The sequence below is a fragment of the Actinoplanes oblitus genome, from assembly GCF_030252345.1.
Taxonomy (GTDB): domain Bacteria; phylum Actinomycetota; class Actinomycetes; order Mycobacteriales; family Micromonosporaceae; genus Actinoplanes; species Actinoplanes oblitus.
In genome coordinates this window covers 7,666,665-7,682,837 of sequence record NZ_CP126980.1, presented here as the reverse complement: position 1 = coordinate 7,682,837, position 16,173 = coordinate 7,666,665, and the positions used below count along the sequence as shown (strand labels likewise).

Below are 16,173 nucleotides of genomic sequence, written 5' to 3'. Positions count from 1 at the left end.
CTCGCCGGAGGATGCGGGGCCGCTTTTGTACGACTTGTTGTTCCAGCCACACTATTGACGAAATGTGTCGCAGCCCCGGTCGTTGTGGTGTCCCGCCTGCCCAGAAGCGACCTGTCAGACGGCCGGGGCGCGCTACAACCGTGACCTTCAGGCGCCGCGGCGAGCCGGCGTCCGTGGCGGCCCGGCCGCGAGGCGTTCGGGTCGGGCTATGCCGCTGCCAATCGGCCGCTGGCGCGGCGGCGCATGCCGATGATCACCAGGGCCAGGCCGAGCCCGGCGACCGCGCCGCCCACCGCGGCCCAGACCGGCTTGTCGCTCATCAGCTCGTGCTCGAAGAAGTTCAGCCCCTGCAGCGTCCACACCGCACCGAGCACGATGGCCAGCAGGCCCAGCGACATGGTCAGCCAGCCGCGCAGCCGCGGCGGCTCGGCCGGAGTGCCGTTTTCATTGTTCACCATTTGTCGTGCACCTGGGGACGAATCAGCTCGTCGTAGACCGCTACGATCTTTTCCCGGGTTTCCGCCGAAAGCGGCGGAAGGGTGGCGGCGTGCGCGTTCGCGCGCGCTTGCTCGGGATTGCGCGCACCCGGGATCACCACGGTGACGGCCGGCTGGTCGATGATCCAGCGCAACGCGAATTGCGCCATCGTCGCGCCATCCGGAACGAGCGGCCGGAGCCGGCGGACCGCTTCCAGCCCGGTGGTGAAGTCCACGCCGGAGAAGGTCTCGCCGACGTCGAACGACTCGCCGTGCCGGTTGTAGTTGCGGTGGTCGTCAGCGGCGAACGTGGTGTGCTCGTCGTAGCGCCCGGAGAGCAGACCGCTGGCGAGCGGGACCCGGGCGATGATGCCGACCCCGGCCTCGGCGGCGGCCGGCAGCACCCGCTCCAGCGGCTTGAGCCGGAACGCGTTCAGGATGATCTGGACGCTGGCCACCCCGGGCCGGGCGATCGCGGCGAGCGCCTCGTCCACCTTCTCCACGCTCACGCCGTACGCGGCGATCCGCTTCTCCTGCACCAGCGTGTCCAGCGCGTCGAAGACCTCGTCGCTGCTGAATACCGGCGTCGGCGGGCAGTGCAGCTGCACCAGCTGCAGGGTGTCCACCCCGAGGTTCGCGCGCGAGCGGTCGGTCCACGCCCGGAAGTTGTCGAGCGAGTAGTTGGCCGGCTCCTGGGGGAGGCGACGGCCCATCTTGGTGGCGACGGTGAGGCCCGGCTTGTCCTTCACGAACGAGCCGACGATCTGCTCGCTGCGCCCGTCGCCGTAGACGTCGGCGGTGTCGATGAAGGTGACCCCGGCGTCGACCGCGGCCTGCAGGGTGGCGTGCGCGTCGGCCTCGCTGACGTCGCCCCAGTCGGCGCCCAGCTGCCAGGCGCCCAGGCCGATCACCGAGGCGTCCCGTCCCATCCGGCGAAAGCTTCGTTTTTCCACGTGGAGACCCTACCGCCCGACTGTTATCGTCAAACAAAACGTACGTACGGTTTTAATCAAGATTAAGATCGGTTTTGGGTACGCCCAGAGCCCTACCGCCAGCGAGGTGTGCCATGTGGGATCCCGCCGTGTACCGGCGCTTCGGCAGCGAGCGCTCACGTCCGTTCTTCGACCTGGTCGCCCGGATCGACGCGACAGCCCCGCGCGCCGTCGTGGATCTGGGCTGCGGCCCGGGCGAGCTGACCCGCACCCTCGCCGAACGCTGGCCCCAGGCCCAGGTCACCGGCATCGACTCCGCACCCGAGATGATCGAGAAGGCGGCCGCCGGCGCGGGCCCCGTCGCGTTCCACCTCGGCGACATCGCCACCTGGCAGCCCGGCCCGGACACCGACGTGCTGGTCACCAACGCCGCGCTCCAATGGGTACCCGGCCACCAGGAGATGCTCAGCCGTTGGGCGACCGGGCTGCCGTCCGGTGCCTGGCTCGCCATGCAGGTGCCGGGCAACTTCGACGCGCCCTCGCACCGGCTGCTCCGCGCCACCGCGGCCCGGTACGGCGCCGCCCACGTGCTGCGCGAGGCCCCGGTCGACCACCCGGTGGACTACGCGGCCCGGCTCACCGAGGCCGGCGCCACCGTCGACGCCTGGGAGACGACCTACCTGCACCTGCTGCCGACCGATGGCGCGGACCACCCGGTCCTGCGCTGGATCGAGGGCACCGCGCTGCGCCCGGTCCGGGCGGCACTCGACGACGACACCTGGACGGCGTTCCGAGCCGACCTGGCCGGCCGGATCGCCGAGGCCTACCCGGCCCGCGGCCACCTCGTCGCGTTCCCGTTCCGCCGCATCTTCGTGGTGGCCCGAACCGCGTCGTAGACAGCGTTCCGCCACACACGCGATGTCCACAGCGGGGCGACTTCCACAGCCCACCCACATGATCTTCCCTCGCCCGGCCACACTGCTTGCGGGGGCTGCCCCCTTGGGGGAGGGCGGGTAGTGGCCGAGGGGAGCGGGCTGCGGACTTGCTCCGCGCGGGCTTCGAGCGGTTCCCGGGCTGGCTCGGGGCTGCTTGCGAGCGGGTTCGGGACTGACCGCGCGTCCGCTATGCGCCATCCCCGAGCTGGCTGCGAGCTGCCTGCCGGCTAGCCAAGGGCCGGCTGCGAGCGAGCTTCGGGCCGACCGCGGGCTGGCTGCGAGCGGGCTCCGGGCCGGCTGCGAGTGGGCTCCGGGCCGATCGCGGACCGGCTGCGAGCGGGCCCCCGGCCGGCTGCGGGTGGGGCATCGCCGACGGCACCGGGATGGTCGCTAAGTTCTAGGGGATTCGTACCGCTGCCGACCGAGGAGACGAGTCGTGACGGACCTTACGGCGTTCATCGCCGGGCTGCCCAAGGCCGAGTTGCACGTGCACCACGTGGGATCGGCCTCCCCGCGGATCGTTGCCGAGCTGGCGGCCCGGCACGAGGGCAGCTCACCGGTGCCGGCCGACCCCGAGGCGCTCGCGAAGTACTTCGAGTTCCGCGACTTCGCCCACTTCATCGAGATCTACCTGAGCGTGGTCGACCTGATCCGGGACGCCGCGGACGTGCGCCTGCTGACCTACGAGATCGGGCGCGAGCTGAGCCGCCAGCAGGTGCGGTACGCGGAGCTGACAGTCACCCCGTATTCGAGCGTGCGCCGCGGCATCCCGGCTCCGGCGTTCTGCGAGGCGATCGAGGACGCCCGGGCCGGTGCCCGCCGCGACTTCGATGTGGACCTGGCCTGGTGCTTCGACATCCCGGGGGAGGCCGGGCTGCCGGCGGCCGAGGAGACGCTGCGGATCGCCCTCGACGAGCGACCGGACGGGCTGATCAGTTTCGGGCTGGGCGGGCCGGAGATCGGGGTGCCGCGGCCGCAGTTCAAGCCGTACTTCGACAAGGCGCGGGCGGCCGGGCTGCACAGTGTCCCGCACGCCGGGGAGACCACCGGGCCGGAGACCATCTGGGACGCGATCCGGGAGCTGGGCGCCGAGCGGATCGGCCACGGCATCGCGGCGGCCCAGGACGAGCGGTTGATGGCCCACCTGGCCGAGCGGCAGATCCCGCTGGAGGTCTGCCCGACGTCGAACCTGCGCACCCGGGCGGTCGCCGACCTGGCCGAGCACCCGATCGGCAGGCTGGTCGCGGCGGGCGTCCCGGTCAGCGTCAACTCCGACGACCCGCCGATGTTCGGCACCACGCTGGAGCGGGAGTACGCGGTCGCCGCCGACCTGCTCGGCCTGGACCGGGCCGGCGTCGCGGACCTGGCCCGCGCCGCGGTCCGGCACAGCTTCCTGTCCGCCGAGGGCAAGGCCGCGCTGATCGCCGACATCGACACCTACGAGGCCACGGCCGCCCACTGAGGTGTTGATCTCCGGAGCCACCCGCCGGCCCCGGCCCGCGCGGGAGCGTGCGATCCGTACCCCGGCGGACCCGCGTACCGGAAGATCGTGATGCGGTCTTCCGGTACGCGGATCTAGGGGTACAGCGGATCCTGCCAGCAGGCCAGCATCACGAGCGTGCCGATCGTGAGGATGGTCAGCCAGCGGACGAGGCGTCGCTGGTTGAACCGGGCCGGATCCTCCTCCGGCTCGGTCTCCGGCCTGCGCAGCAGATCGGGCATCGCTTCCCTCCTGTCTGTCCTCGGCGGCGGGGTGTCTTCGCGGCCTCGATGGCATCGGTCAGTTGGGGACCGCTGTCCAGCTCTGGTGGCGCTGGCCGGTGTCCGGCTGCAGGGTCAGCACCCGGTGCCAGCCGAACCGCTGGCTGCCGACACCGACCGCCAGATCCCCGGTCCCGCTGCGCAGCGTGAAGCCGTAGTCGGAGGCCTGCAGCCGCCACTGGGTGCCGGCGCTCGCGCAGTCGCCCTGCACCAGCGGGGCGCCGGCCACCGCGACGCCGCCGAGTGGCAGCAGGCACTTGCCGCTGGCCCGGGAGACCAGCGTGTAGCTGCCCTCGGCGGCCGCCGGGACGAGCTGCCACTGCTGCTGGTTGCCGCCGTCGGCCGGGGCGAGGGTGGCGGGTGTGCCGTCGGCGGTACGTGCCGCGTAGAGGTCGGCCGCGCCGCCGGTCAGCGCGTTGGCCAGCACGAAGTACGAGTTCTGCACCGGGCGGGCCGCCGGGGCGGTCCGGGCCGTGCCGGTCGCGTGGTAGTCGAGCGTCTTGCTGGTGATCTCGACCCGGTAGGTGGCGTCCGGCTTGAGGCCGATCAGCCGCGCCCGCGTCGCCTTCGTGGTGGCCACCGGCTTGCCGTCCACCCACACCTGGTATTTCGCCTTGTCGGACGCGGCACTCCAGGTGAGCCGGGCCGACATGCTGGTCGCGTCGCGGATCTCCAGGACGGCCTGCACCCCGGAACCGCCACCGGTCTCCGGCTCGGGGGCGCCGGCGTCCTGGTCGCCGGAGCCGTTGACGCCGCTCTCGGCGTGCGGCTGCTCGAAGGCGGCCGGTTCGACAGCGACCTGGGCGCCCGGCGAGGCGCTCACGCCGGGCAGCGGCGCGGCCGAGGTGCTCGGCGTGGGGCTCGGGGCGGCCGGGGTGTCGCCGGCCGGGGTGCTGGCGCTGATGCTCGGGCTCGGCGACGCGGAGCTGGGTGACGGGTCCGGCGTGGCCGGCGCGGTGGTGGCCGGCGTGCTGGGGCTGGTCGTCGGGTCGGGGGTGACGGCGCCCGGCACGTCCGGGATGTCGTCGCCGCCGTCGCTGCGCAGCAGGAAGTCGCTGAGCGCCACGTTCCAGTGGGTGTCCAGGAAGCTGCCCGGCTCCGGGTTGGTGTCGAAGTAGTCGTCGTGCCCGCAGTCCAGCCGCACCTCGTGCGATTTCGGGCAGGCCTGGCGGACCGCGCGGTTCGCCCGGTCGGCGCCGCAGAGCAGGTCGAAGTCGTCCCGGCAGCCACCGGCGCCGGTGCCGTTCGGCGCGCCGTTGAGTACCGCGCCGAACACGTGGGTCAGCTCGAGCGCCGCCATCGCCGAGCTCCAGCAGCCGGAGTCGACCCGGGCGTACGACGGGCCGGCGTTGTTGCGGTTGGTCCGGCCCGGGCGCTGGTCGTCGACGTAGGTGCCGATGCCGCAGTAGACGTTGGTGTCGGCGAACATCAGGTACTTGCGGTCGGTGCGGTTGTAGCCGAGCGCGCCGAGCGCCTTGACGGTGGCGGCGAACGAGTCGAGCGAACCGGCCGGCAGCTCCACCTCGGAGACGGCGACAGTGCAGTCGGCGGTGGTCAGGTAGCGCACGTGCCGGGAGCCCCCGGTCTCGCCGGCACTCGCGTCGAAGATGGCGTCGACGCCGCCGGCCCAGGTGCGGAACGAGTTGACGTACTTGCCGTACCGGCTGGCGCCGCCGGCGGTGTAGAGGTAGAGCGCCTGCACGCGCTTGCCGCTCTGCCCGTCGCCCTCGCAGGCCACGCCGTCCGGGCCGAGCACGAAGTCGGCGTTGCCCGGTGCCGGGTCGGGGATCAGCGCCGGCGCCTCCGGGGTGAGCGCGCTGCCACCCAGCTCACGGGCGATCTCGCCGTCCCCGGGGACGGCGCTTCTCGGCAGCACGCGTACCGACGAGGGCAGCTTGGCGGCGGCGGTGACCGGGGCGACGTCCCGGCCGACGGCCAGGCCGGTGGGCGCCCGGTCCGGGCCGTGCGTGCAGGTCTCCTCGAACAGCACGTACGACCCGGCGCACAGCGCGTTCGCGGCAGCCGGCTTGAGCCCCTCGTAGACCAGGCCCTGGTCGGGAGCGTCGGCGGGCAGCGCGGTGAGCTCGAACCGGCCGGGGTCGTCGGGCGCGGAGGCGCCGATCACGCTGGGGCCGACCACGCCGCCGACCCCGAGCAGGGCCAGCCCGAGGGCCACCGGAAGCATCCGGGTGGTGACGGAGCGTGTCGGCTTCCCCCGCTCGACTCCGGCACGGCGCCGCCCGGGGGGCGACCCGTGGAACGCTGACCGGCGATGCGCGGGCAAAGCGTCTCCTTGTCGGAACTGTCGAGCAGGTCGAGCGGGTCGAGCTGGTGCGCGGTGGGAGGGGGCCATGGGGTGCCCGCCTCCCACCACGCCGGGGCTCCGCCGGTCGCGGCGATGGGGACGTGCGGTGAGCGAGCCGGGGAGCCGGATGGGATCGGAGGGAACACTGCCAGGCCCGGAGAGCCAGGGGAACACTCTTAAAGCAGATCTAAGCAACTTCTGTTCCGTACGGGGGAGGGGGCTTGCGGATCAGCTCGGGCGTCGTCCCAGCCGGCCGCGGCCGACCAGTCCGAAACGACTCGGGGTCTTGGGGGTGGCCTCGGCGTCGGCGATCAGCATCACCACGCTGGCCCCACCCATGGTGGCCCGGTCCAGGCTGACCGAGCCGCCGGTGGACTGGGTGAGCCGGCGGGCGATGTCCAGGCCCAGGCCGGTCGAGCCCTGCTGGCTCTGGCCGCGGCGCAGGGCTCTCTCCGGGTCGGGGATGCCCGGACCGGCGTCGTCCACCCGCAGCGCCACCCAGCCGTCCCGGCGGGAGAGCGCCACCTCGAACGCGGTGCCCTGCGGGGTGTACCGGAAGACGTTGCCGAGGATCGCGTCCAGCGCGGCGGCCAGCTCGGCGCGGGCCACCGGCACCGGGATGCGCAGGTGCGCGCCGACCACCCGGAACTGCCGGTTCTGGTCGCCGGCCAGCGCGGACCAGAACGTCATCCGCTCGCGGACCACCTCGCTGGCATCGCACAGACCCTCCTCGGGAGCTGCCGCCACCTCCGCCGCGACCGCCTGCCGGGTGGTGTTGATCAGGGAGTTGACCTCGTCCTCGAGGGTGGCGATGGCCTGCCGGATGCGCCGGATGCCGCGCCGCCGGTCCACCTCGTCGGCCGTCAGGTCGATGATCTGGGTGTCGTCCGGGTCGAGCGCCTCGGCGTCCAGGCGCAGCGCGGTGAGTGGGGTGCGCAGCCGGTGCGACAGGTCGGCGACCAGCTCCCGCTCGTCGGTGCGGGAGCTGACCAGGCGGTCGGCCATCCGGTTGAAGGCGTAACCGGCCTCGGCCAGCTCGCGCGGGCCGGACGGGGAGATGCGCACGTCCAGGTCGCCGTCGCCGACCGCGAGGGCCGCCTCGACCAGGTTGTTCGCCGAGGAGACGGCGCCGCGGGCGAGCCGGTCGACGACTATCACCGACCCGCCGACCAGGATCACGGCCAGCCCGAGCAGCAGCCACCAGTCACGCGCGGTGTTCTCGCCCAGGGCGGAGTCCGGCACGAAGGCCTCGACCACCCAGGACTTGCCGGCCGTGGTGACCGGCTGCAACCGGACCACGCCGCCGGCCACGTCCACGACGCTGGCCTCGGTCGTGGTCGCGGCCTGGTCGATCTGCTGGGCGCTGGCCCGGCCGCCGTCGCTGGGCGCCAGGCCCGGGACGTGCACCACCGGGCCGCCGGCCGCGGCGACAGCGGCGTTCATGCCTTTCGGCCCGGCGCCGGCGACGATCGCGCCGGCCACCGTGGAAGTCTTGCGGGCCGCGTCGGCGAGCGCCTGCTCGCGGTGGTCGGAGCGCAGGCCCCAGCCCAGCGGGACCAGGAAGACCAGTGCGGCGACAGCGGTGGTGGCGGCGGTCGTGTACGCCAGCCGCAACCTCAGTCCGGCGCCACCAACCGGAATCCGACCCCCCGCACGGTGCGCAGGTAGCGGGGCTTCGCCGCGGACTCGCCCAGTTTCCGGCGGAGCCAGTACAAATGCACGTCGATGGTCTGGTCCTCGCCGACCGATGGCTGTCGCCATACCTCCTCCAACAGCTCACGACGGGAAACCACTCGGCCCGGGCGGGCGGCGAGGTAGGCCAGCAGGTCGAACTCCTTGCGGGTCAGCGCCAGCGGCTGGTCGCCGAGGGTAGCGCTCCGCTCGCCCACGTCAACCCGCAAGTCACCCACCTCGTGGACGGCGGGGGCCGCGGCCCGGCTGGCGCGGCCGACCCGGCGTAGCACGGTGGCGATCCGGGCGTCCAGGTGCGCGCCGGTGAACGGTTTGACCATGTAGTCGTCGGCGCCGGCCCGCAACAGGCGCACGACGGTCTGCTCGTCGTCACGCGCGGTGGCGATGATGATCGGCACGTCGGTGATGCCGCGCAGCATCCGCAGCGCGTCCGACCCGTCCAGGTCGGGCAGCCCGAGGTCGAGCACGACGAGGTCGGGGGTCTCCGCGGCGACCCGCCGGAGTGCCTCCAGCGCGGTGCCGACGGCGTGCACGGCGTGCCCCCGGTCGGCGAGCGAGCGGAGCATGGCGCCACGCACGACATGATCGTCTTCGACGAGCAACACCGTGGCCATGCGAAGACCGTACCGACTCCGGCGGGCAGAACCTAAAGGGTCATGGAACGAGATGCTTTGATGACCCTCAGTGATGGAATACGATCCGAAGTACCGATGTCCTTCACACTTTTCCCCGGTACGCGACTCGCGTTGGCCCTCGAGAGCCTGGCCGGCCTCAGTGTCGGTGACGCGCTCGGAGCCCAGTACTTCGTGCCCGGCAACAAGCCGTCCGACCTGCTCGCCGCCCGCACCCCGGCACCGCCCTGGGACTGGACCGACGACACCGAGCAGGCCTGCTGCCTGGTGGCCACCCTGGACGAGGGCGACTTCGACCGGGACGCCTTCGCCGCGCGCCTCGGCGACGTCTTCGAGCCCTATCGGGGCTACGGCCCCGGTGCGGTGGTGATGCTGCGCCAGATCCGCGAGGGCGTGCCCTGGCCGATCGCGGCGGCGGCGGCGTTCGACGGGCAGGGCTCCTGCGGCAACGGCGCGGCGATGCGCGCGGCCCCGCTCGGCGCGTGGCACGCCGACTCGCTCCAGCACGCCGCGGTCCAGGGCGCCCGGGCCGCCGAGGTGACCCACGCGCACCCGGAGGGGATCGCCGGCGGGGTGGCGGTGTCGGTGGCCGCCGCGTTCGCCGCGGCCGCCCGGCTCAACGGGGAGCGGCCCGACCCCGGCCGGTTGTTGCTGGCCACCGCGGCGCACACCGGGGCGGGCGTGGTCCACGACGGGCTCCGCGAGGCGGCCTCGGTCAAGGGCGTCGAGGAGGCCGCGGCCCGGCTGGGCAACGGCGGTCAGGCGACCGCGCAGGACACCGTGCCGTTCGCGCTCTGGGTGGCCGACCGCTATCTGGACGACTACCCGGCGGCCGTGGCGGCGTGCGTGGTGGCCGGCGGGGACGTGGACACCACAGCGGCGATCGCCGGCGGAGTGGTGGCGGCGTACACCGGCGCCGACGGCATCCCGGGCGCCTGGCTGTCCAGCCGGGAGCCGTTACCGGCGTGGCTGGCCGCCGCGAGCGGCGAGTGATCCGCAGGCGGATAGCATCAGGACGCTCAGTCGCCTTCTGAATGGAGAACACCGTGTCCGCACCCCGTACACCCGCTGTGGCCGACCCCCTAGTCGTCCCGGCCGGGACTACGGCGGCCGACGCGGTGGCCGCCGCCGGGCTCCCGGCCAACGGGCCGAAAGCCGTCGTCGTGGTCCGCGAGGCCGACGGCCGGCTGCGTGACCTGACCTGGACGCCGGCCGCCGACACCGAGGTCACCCCGGTCGCCATCGACGAGCCGGACGGCCTCGACGTGCTGCGCCACTCCACCGCGCACGTGCTCGCCCAGGCCGTGCAGGACGTCTTCCCGGAGGCGAAACTGGGCATCGGCCCGCCGATCCGGGACGGCTTCTACTACGACTTCGACGTGGCGAAGCCGTTCCAGCCGGAGGACCTGACGAAGCTCGAGAAGCGGATGCAGGAGATCGTCAAGGCGGGTCAGACCTTCCACCGCCGGGAGTACTCGTCGCTCGACGAGGCCAAGGCCGAGTTGCACGCCGAGCCGTTCAAGCTGGAACTGGTCGACATCAAGGGCGACGTGGACGCGGAGGCGGCGGCCGTCGGTGCCGGCGAGCTCACCCATTACGACAACGTCGACAAGGACGGCAAGCGCGTCTGGGGCGACCTGTGCCGGGGCCCGCACCTGCCGTCGACCCGGCTGATCCCGGCGTTCAAGCTGATGCGCTCGGCCGCCGCGTACTGGCGCGGGTCGGAGAAGAACCCGCAACTTCAACGGATCTACGGTACGGCGTGGCCGTCGCGTGACGAGCTCAAGGCGTACCTCAATCGTCTTGCCGAAGCCGAACGCCGGGACCACCGCAAGCTGGGCACCGAGCTGGACCTGTTCTCGTTCCCCGATGAGATCGGGTCGGGTCTCGTGGTCTTCCACCCGAAGGGTGGCGTGATCAAGCGCGAGATGGAGGACTACGTCCGCGCCCGCCACATCGAGGAGGGCTTCCAGTACGTCGGCAGCCCGCACATCAGCAAGGAGAACCTGTTCCTCACGTCGGGCCACCTGCCCTACTACAAGGACACGATGTTCCCCCCGATGCAGCTGGAGGGTGCGGACTACTACCTCAAGGCGATGAACTGCCCGATGCACAACCTGATCTTCAGGTCGCGCGGGCGGTCCTACCGTGAGCTGCCGATGCGGCTGTTCGAGTTCGGCACGGTCTACCGCTACGAGAAGTCCGGCGTGGTGCACGGCCTGACCCGGGTGCGCGGCCTGACCCAGGACGACTCGCACTCCTACGTGACCGCCGAGCAGGCCCCGGCCGAGATCAAGCACCTGTTGAACTTCGTCCGCTCGCTGCTCGACGACTTCGGCCTGGACGACTACTACCTGGAGCTGTCGACCCGGGACCCGCAGAGCGACAAGTTCATCGGTACGGACAAGCAGTGGGAGACCGCCACTCGCGTGCTGGAGGACGTGGCGAAGGAGTCCGGCCTGGAGCTGGTGCTCGACCCGGGTGGCGCGGCGTTCTACGGTCCGAAGATCAGCGTGCAGGCCAAGGACGCGATCGGCCGGACGTGGCAGATGTCGACGATCCAGTACGACTTCAACATGCCGGCCCGGTTCGGCCTCGAGTACCAGGCGGCCGACGGCACCCGGCAGGAGCCGGTGATGATCCACTCGGCGAAGTTCGGGTCCCTCGAGCGGTTCTTCGGCGTGCTGGTGGAGCACTACGCGGGCGCGTTCCCGGCCTGGCTGGCGCCGGTGCAGGTGGTCGGCATCCCGATCCGCGACGACCACGCCGACTACCTGTCGGCGTTCGTCGAGCGCCTGCGCAAGGAGGGCATCCGGGCCGAGGTGGACTTCTCCACCGACCGGATGCAGAAGAAGATCCGGACCGCGCAGCAGCAGAAGATCCCGTTCATGGCGATCGCCGGCGACGACGACGTGAACGGCGGCACCGTGTCGTTCCGCTACCGGGACGGCTCGCAGCGCAACGGCGTCACGATCGACGAGGCCGTCGCGCACGTCGTCGAGGTGGTGCGCTCCCGGACCAACACCGGGCCGTCGGCCGTCTGACCTCGGTTCCCGCTCCCGCCTGCCGGCGTCCCCGCGCGTGACGCGGCGGCGGGAGCGGAGAGGTCACCTGGGCGGTAGTGTTCGGGCGTGACCGACCCCGACGGCCTCGAACGACTCTGGACCCCGCACCGGATGACCTACATCGACGGGATCGCCACGCCGCAGGGCTGCGCGTTCTGTCTCGCACCGGGGCTGTCCGAGCCGGAGAGCCTGGTGGTGGCCCGCGGCGAGCTGGTCTACGCGGTGCTCAACCTCTATCCGTACAACCCGGGCCACCTGATGATCTGCCCGTACCGGCACGTCGCCGACTACACCGACCTGACCGAGGAGGAGACGGTCGAGGTGGCCGGCTTCACCCGGACGGCGATGCGGGTGATCCGCGCGGTGAGCCGCCCGCACGGCTTCAACCTGGGGATGAACCAGGGCTCGGTGGCCGGCGCCGGGATCGCCGCCCACCTGCACCAGCACGTGGTGCCGAGGTGGGGCGGCGACGCCAACTTCATGTCGGTGATCGGCCGGACCAAGATGCTGCCGCAGCTGCTCGGCGACACCCGGCTGATGCTCGCGAAAGCCTGGCCTAGCCAGCCGCTTTCTTGATCGCCTCGGCCAGGTGGGCCGGCATGGGCTCGTGCCGGACATAGGTACGGGAGAACGTGCCCGCGCCGGACGAGAGGGCGCGCAGCTCGACCGCGTACCGGATCAGCTCGGTCGCCGGCACCTCGGCCCGGACCAGGCTGTGCCCGCCGTCCGCCTCCGACTCGGTGCCCAGGGGCCGGCCGCGCCGGCTGGACAGGTCGCTCATCACCGCGCCGACGTAGGTGTCCGGCACCCGCACCACGATCTCGTCGACCGGCTCCAGCAGGGTCACCTGGCCGGCGGCGGCCGCCTCGCGCAGCGCCAGCGCCCCGGCGGTCTGGAACGCCGCGTCCGAGGAGTCCACGCTGTGCGCCTTGCCGTCGAAGAGGGTGACCCGCAGGTCGATGACCGGATAGCCGGCCACGATGCCTTTCTCCAGCTGGGCCCGGACGCCCTTCTCCACCGACGGGATGTAGTTGTGCGGCACGGCGCCGCCGACCACCCGGTTGACGAACTCGAAGCCGGAGCCGCGGGGCAGCGGTTCCACCTCGATGTCGCAGACCGCGTACTGCCCGTGGCCGCCGGACTGCTTCACGTGCCGGCCGTGCCCCTTGGCCGGCCCGCCGAACGTCTCGCGCAGCGCCACCTTCACCGGCTCGGTGTCCAGCTCGACACCGCCGGACCGGAGCCGGTCCAGCACCACGTCGGCGTGTGACTCGCCCATCGTCCAGAGCACCAGCTGGTGCGTGTCGGCGTTGCGCTCCAGGCGCAGCGTCGGGTCGCCGGCCACCAGCCGGGCCAGGTTCTTGGCCAGGGCGTCCTCGTCCGAGCGGGTCTTGGCCACCACCGCGATCGGCAGCAGCGGCTCGGGCATCGACCAGGGCTCCATCAGCAGCGGGTCGTCCTTGCCGGACAGCGTGTCGCCGGTCTCGGCGGACCCGGACTTGGTGATCGCGCAGATGTCGCCGGCGACGCAGGAGCCGACCTCGCGCAGCGTGGCGCCGAGCGGCGTGTAGACGTGCGCCACCCGCTCGTCGGCGTCGTGGTCCGGGTGACCGCGCTCGGCCAGGCCGTGCCCGGAGACGTGCAGGGTCTGGTCCGGGCGCAGGGTGCCGGAGAAGACCCGGACCAGCGAGACCCGCCCGACGTGCCGGTCGATCGTGGTGCGCACCACCTCGGCCACCAGCGGGCCGCCCGGGTCGCAGGTCAGCGGCGGGCGCGCCGAGCCGTCCACGCCGGTGACCACCGGCAGGTCGTGCTCCAGCGGCGACGGGAAGCTGGTGACCAGGCCGTCGAGCAGGGCGTCCAGACCGACGCCGGTGCCCGCGCAGACCGGGATGACCGGGTAGAAGTTGCCCCGGGCGACGGCTTTCTCCAGGTCCGGGATCAGCGCCTCGGTGTCGATCAGCTCGCCGCCGATGTACCTGTCCATCAGGGTCTCGTCCTCGCTCTCCGCGATGATCCCCTCGATGAGCTGGTTCCGGTCGTCGGCGATCGGGTTGAGGTGCTCGGCCTCGGCGGTCCGCAGCGCCGGCGGATAGCCCTGCGAGTAGTCCAGCACCTTCAGCGTGACCAGGCCGATCAGGCCGGCGACCGACTGACCGTCGTCGCCCAGCATCGGCTGGTAGACGGGCATCACGTTCTCGCCGAACGCCTCCTGGCAGTCCTGCAGCACCTGCTCGTAGTCGGCGCGCGGGTGGTCCAGCCGGGTGATCGCCACGGCCCGGGGCATGCCGACCGCCGCGCACTCCTCCCAGAGCGCGATGGTGGCGTCGTCCACGCCGTCGACGGCGGAGACCACGAACAGCGCGGCGTCCGCGGCGCGCAGCCCGGCCCGCAGCTCACCGACGAAGTCGGCGAACCCGGGGGTGTCCAGCAGGTTGACCTTCACGTCCTGGTGCACCAGCGGCGCGCAGGACAGCGCCACCGACCGCTGCTGCCGCACCGCCGCCGGGTCGTAGTCGGTGACCGTGGTGCCGTCCGTGACGGTCCCGGCCCGGGTGATCGTGCCGGTGGCCGCGAGCAAGGCCTCCACCAGCGTGGTCTTCCCGGCGCCGGAATGCCCCACCAGCACCACGTTGCGAACTCTGCCGGGCTCTGTCACCACCGGCGCGGCCGCGCCGGCTTGCCCCTTCTCCGAAGTCTTCTGCGCCATGCCGAGCGCTCCTGTCGTTTTTGTTTTGTTACGCCGCTGTTCTAGAAATCCCACACCCGGGGCTGTCCCGCCCGCAAGGACCGAGAGCCACCCGATCGTGCCGGATGGTGACGATCCGGCCAACCGGGGGGCGAGCCGTGCCGCCGCCACGTCCGCGCCGATATGGTGGGACGGCCATGGCAAAGATCGTTCAAGTAACGGCCCGTGCCGTCGTCTCGTACGGCGTCAACCCGGTCGCACGTTTCCTACTCCGGATCGGCGTCTCACCTGACGCCGTCACCGTCGCGGGCACCGTCGGGGTGCTGATCGGTTCGTACTTCGGTGCGAAGGGTCAGCTCTTCTGGGGCACCGTGATCGTAACCGCCTGCGCTCTCACCGATGTGCTCGACGGGACAATGGCCCGGCTTCGCGGCGGTTCGAGCAGATTCGGGGCGCTTCTCGACTCCTCGATGGACCGGATCGCCGACGGTGCCGTGTTCGGCGCGGTCGCCTACTACCTGGCCACCGAGGGCAACCCGTACAACGGGATGATCGCCGCCCTGGTCAGCCTGGTCTTCGGCCAGGTCGTGTCGTACGTGAAGGCCCGCGCCCAGTCCCTCGGCCTGAACGCCGACGTCGGCCTCGCCGAGCGCCTGGAGCGCCTGCTCATCGTCGGTGTCGGCGGCCTGCTCGGCGCCGCCGGTCTGGACTGGGGCCTGCCCGCGGCGCTCTGGGTGCTGGCCGTCCTCTCGGTGATCACCGCGGGCCAGCGGCTGATCCACGCCCGGACCACCGAGCCCAAGGTCGCCGCCGAGTGAAGGACCAGCTGACCACGCTCGGGTTCACCGCCGGGTGGCGCCTGGTGCGGGCACTGCCGCTGCCGGTGGTCCGCGCGCTCTTCACCCGGGCCGCCGACCGCGCCTGGCGCCGGAACGGTCCGGGCACCCAGCGGCTGCGCCGCAACTATCAGCAGGTGGTCGGCCCGGACATGCCGGAGACACTGGTCCGCGACGGGCTGCGCTCGTACGCCCGGTACTGGATGGAGGCGTTCCGCCTGCCGTCGCGCAGCCGCGAGCAGAACGCCGCCGGCTTCTTCATGCACACCGAGTCCTACGACGAGATGAAAGGCGTCATCGCCGAGGGCAACGGCATCGTCCTGGCGCTGCCGCACGTGGCGAACTGGGACGCGGCCGCCGCCTGGGTGGTCGCCCACGACTGGCCGATGATCACGGTGGCCGAGCGGCTCAAGCCGGAGGCGGTCTACCGGAAATTCCTCGACTACCGGGAAAGCCTCGGCATGCGGGTGCTGCCGCTCACCGGCGGCGAGCGGGCCCCGCTGGACGTGCTCGCCGAGCACCTCGACCAGGGCTGGGTGGTCCCGCTGCTGGCCGACCGGGACCTGTCCCGCGGTGGTGTCGAGGTGCGGTTCTTCGGTGGGCGCACCCGGATGCCGGCCGGCCCGGCGATCCTCGCCATCCGCACCGGCGCCCCGCTGTACGCGGCCGACCTCTGGTACACCGAGCACCGGGTCGAGGCGCGACTCCGCAAGATCACCCCGCCGACCGACGGGCCGCTCGACCAGCGGGTCAAGCGGACCACGCAGCTGATGGCCGACGCCTTCGCGCTCGGCATCGCCGAACACCCGCAGGACTGGCACATGCTCCAGAAACTCTGGATCTAGGAGGC

The 16,173-nt window shown here is 72.2% G+C and carries 14 protein-coding genes; 7 read left to right on the top strand and 7 right to left on the bottom strand.

The window, feature by feature from the left end; genetic code table 11:
- Positions 1 to 206 precede the first annotated feature (206 nt).
- Complete coding sequence (locus Actob_RS34125; protein WP_284916016.1) at positions 207 to 458, bottom strand: hypothetical protein; 252 nt, start codon at positions 456 to 458, stop codon at positions 207 to 209.
- Positions 452 to 1,429 (bottom strand): aldo/keto reductase, encoded by a 978-nt coding sequence (locus tag Actob_RS34120; protein ID WP_284916015.1) that lies wholly within the window; start codon positions 1,427 to 1,429, stop codon positions 452 to 454. The genes Actob_RS34125 and Actob_RS34120 overlap by 7 nt, the downstream gene beginning before the upstream one ends.
- Before the next feature lie 113 nt (positions 1,430 to 1,542).
- Here Actob_RS34120 and Actob_RS34115 point away from each other — a divergent pair, with 113 nt between their 5' ends.
- The gene (locus tag Actob_RS34115; protein ID WP_284916014.1) at positions 1,543 to 2,304 is read left to right on the top strand and encodes a trans-aconitate 2-methyltransferase; all 762 of its coding nucleotides are present in this window, start codon (positions 1,543 to 1,545) and stop codon (positions 2,302 to 2,304) included.
- A gap of 475 nt (positions 2,305 to 2,779) precedes the next feature.
- Positions 2,780 to 3,805 carry an adenosine deaminase gene (locus Actob_RS34110; protein ID WP_284916013.1) on the top strand — a complete coding sequence of 342 codons (1,026 nt, stop codon included), beginning with the start codon at positions 2,780 to 2,782 and terminating at the stop codon, positions 3,803 to 3,805.
- 113 nt (positions 3,806 to 3,918) lie between these two features.
- Here the strand turns inward: Actob_RS34110 and Actob_RS34105 are convergent, their stop codons facing one another.
- The 4 genes from Actob_RS34105 to Actob_RS34090 form a co-directional block, all read right to left on the bottom strand.
- Positions 3,919 to 4,065 carry a hypothetical protein gene (locus Actob_RS34105; RefSeq protein ID WP_284916012.1) on the bottom strand — a complete coding sequence of 49 codons (147 nt, stop codon included), beginning with the start codon at positions 4,063 to 4,065 and terminating at the stop codon, positions 3,919 to 3,921.
- Between the two features lie 58 nt (positions 4,066 to 4,123).
- Positions 4,124 to 6,289, bottom strand: a complete 2,166-nt coding sequence (locus Actob_RS34100; RefSeq protein ID WP_284916011.1) for an RICIN domain-containing protein — start codon at positions 6,287 to 6,289, stop codon at positions 4,124 to 4,126.
- A gap of 348 nt (positions 6,290 to 6,637) precedes the next feature.
- Positions 6,638 to 7,891, bottom strand: a complete 1,254-nt coding sequence (locus tag Actob_RS34095) for a HAMP domain-containing sensor histidine kinase (RefSeq protein WP_407653729.1) — start codon at positions 7,889 to 7,891, stop codon at positions 6,638 to 6,640.
- Positions 7,892 to 8,025: 134 nt separating this feature from the next.
- Complete coding sequence (locus tag Actob_RS34090) at positions 8,026 to 8,715, bottom strand: response regulator transcription factor (protein WP_284916009.1); 690 nt, start codon at positions 8,713 to 8,715, stop codon at positions 8,026 to 8,028.
- Positions 8,716 to 8,811: 96 nt separating this feature from the next.
- Between Actob_RS34090 and Actob_RS34085 the strand changes: the two genes are divergently transcribed.
- The 3 genes from Actob_RS34085 to Actob_RS34075 all read left to right on the top strand — a co-directional run bounded on the left by Actob_RS34085 (position 8,812) and on the right by Actob_RS34075 (position 12,374).
- A complete protein-coding gene (locus Actob_RS34085) occupies positions 8,812 to 9,726 on the top strand; it encodes an ADP-ribosylglycohydrolase family protein (protein WP_284916007.1) in 915 nt (304 codons plus the stop codon).
- Positions 9,727 to 9,779: 53 nt separating this feature from the next.
- A complete protein-coding gene (thrS, locus tag Actob_RS34080; RefSeq protein WP_284916006.1) occupies positions 9,780 to 11,777 on the top strand; it encodes a threonine--tRNA ligase in 1,998 nt (665 codons plus the stop codon).
- A 132-nt stretch (positions 11,778 to 11,909) separates the two neighbouring features.
- Positions 11,910 to 12,374, top strand: coding sequence for an HIT family protein (locus Actob_RS34075; RefSeq protein WP_284922433.1), 465 nt, complete (start codon positions 11,910 to 11,912; stop codon positions 12,372 to 12,374).
- On the opposite strand, the gene Actob_RS34070 is transcribed toward Actob_RS34075, so the two are convergent.
- Positions 12,355 to 14,508, bottom strand: coding sequence for an elongation factor G-like protein EF-G2 (locus Actob_RS34070; RefSeq protein ID WP_284916005.1), 2,154 nt, complete (start codon positions 14,506 to 14,508; stop codon positions 12,355 to 12,357). The two genes, Actob_RS34075 and Actob_RS34070, sit on opposite strands and share 20 nt — an antisense overlap.
- Before the next feature lie 176 nt (positions 14,509 to 14,684).
- Here Actob_RS34070 and pgsA point away from each other — a divergent pair, with 176 nt between their 5' ends.
- Together pgsA and Actob_RS34060 are read left to right on the top strand one after the other, a co-directional pair.
- Positions 14,685 to 15,305, top strand: a complete 621-nt coding sequence (pgsA, locus tag Actob_RS34065) for a phosphatidylinositol phosphate synthase (RefSeq protein WP_284916004.1) — start codon at positions 14,685 to 14,687, stop codon at positions 15,303 to 15,305.
- Positions 15,302 to 16,168 carry a phosphatidylinositol mannoside acyltransferase gene (locus Actob_RS34060; protein ID WP_284916003.1) on the top strand — a complete coding sequence of 289 codons (867 nt, stop codon included), beginning with the start codon at positions 15,302 to 15,304 and terminating at the stop codon, positions 16,166 to 16,168. Before pgsA ends, Actob_RS34060 begins: the two co-directional genes overlap by 4 nt.
- Positions 16,169 to 16,173: the final 5 nt, after the last annotated feature.

Coding starts and splice junctions, on each gene's coding strand:
- Actob_RS34125 (WP_284916016.1), bottom strand. CDS start 458: ATGGTGAACAATGAAAACGGCACTCCGGCCGAGCCGCCGCGGCTGCGC.
- Actob_RS34115 (WP_284916014.1), top strand. CDS start 1,543: ATGTGGGATCCCGCCGTGTACCGGCGCTTCGGCAGCGAGCGCTCACGT.
- Actob_RS34105 (WP_284916012.1), bottom strand. CDS start 4,065: ATGCCCGATCTGCTGCGCAGGCCGGAGACCGAGCCGGAGGAGGATCCG.
- Actob_RS34100 (WP_284916011.1), bottom strand. CDS start 6,289: ATGCTTCCGGTGGCCCTCGGGCTGGCCCTGCTCGGGGTCGGCGGCGTG.
- Actob_RS34090 (WP_284916009.1), bottom strand. CDS start 8,715: ATGGCCACGGTGTTGCTCGTCGAAGACGATCATGTCGTGCGTGGCGCC.
- Actob_RS34085 (WP_284916007.1), top strand. CDS start 8,812: ATGTCCTTCACACTTTTCCCCGGTACGCGACTCGCGTTGGCCCTCGAG.
- Actob_RS34075 (WP_284922433.1), top strand. CDS start 11,910: ATGACCTACATCGACGGGATCGCCACGCCGCAGGGCTGCGCGTTCTGT.
- Actob_RS34070 (WP_284916005.1), bottom strand. CDS start 14,508: ATGGCGCAGAAGACTTCGGAGAAGGGGCAAGCCGGCGCGGCCGCGCCG.
- pgsA (WP_284916004.1), top strand. CDS start 14,685: ATGGCAAAGATCGTTCAAGTAACGGCCCGTGCCGTCGTCTCGTACGGC.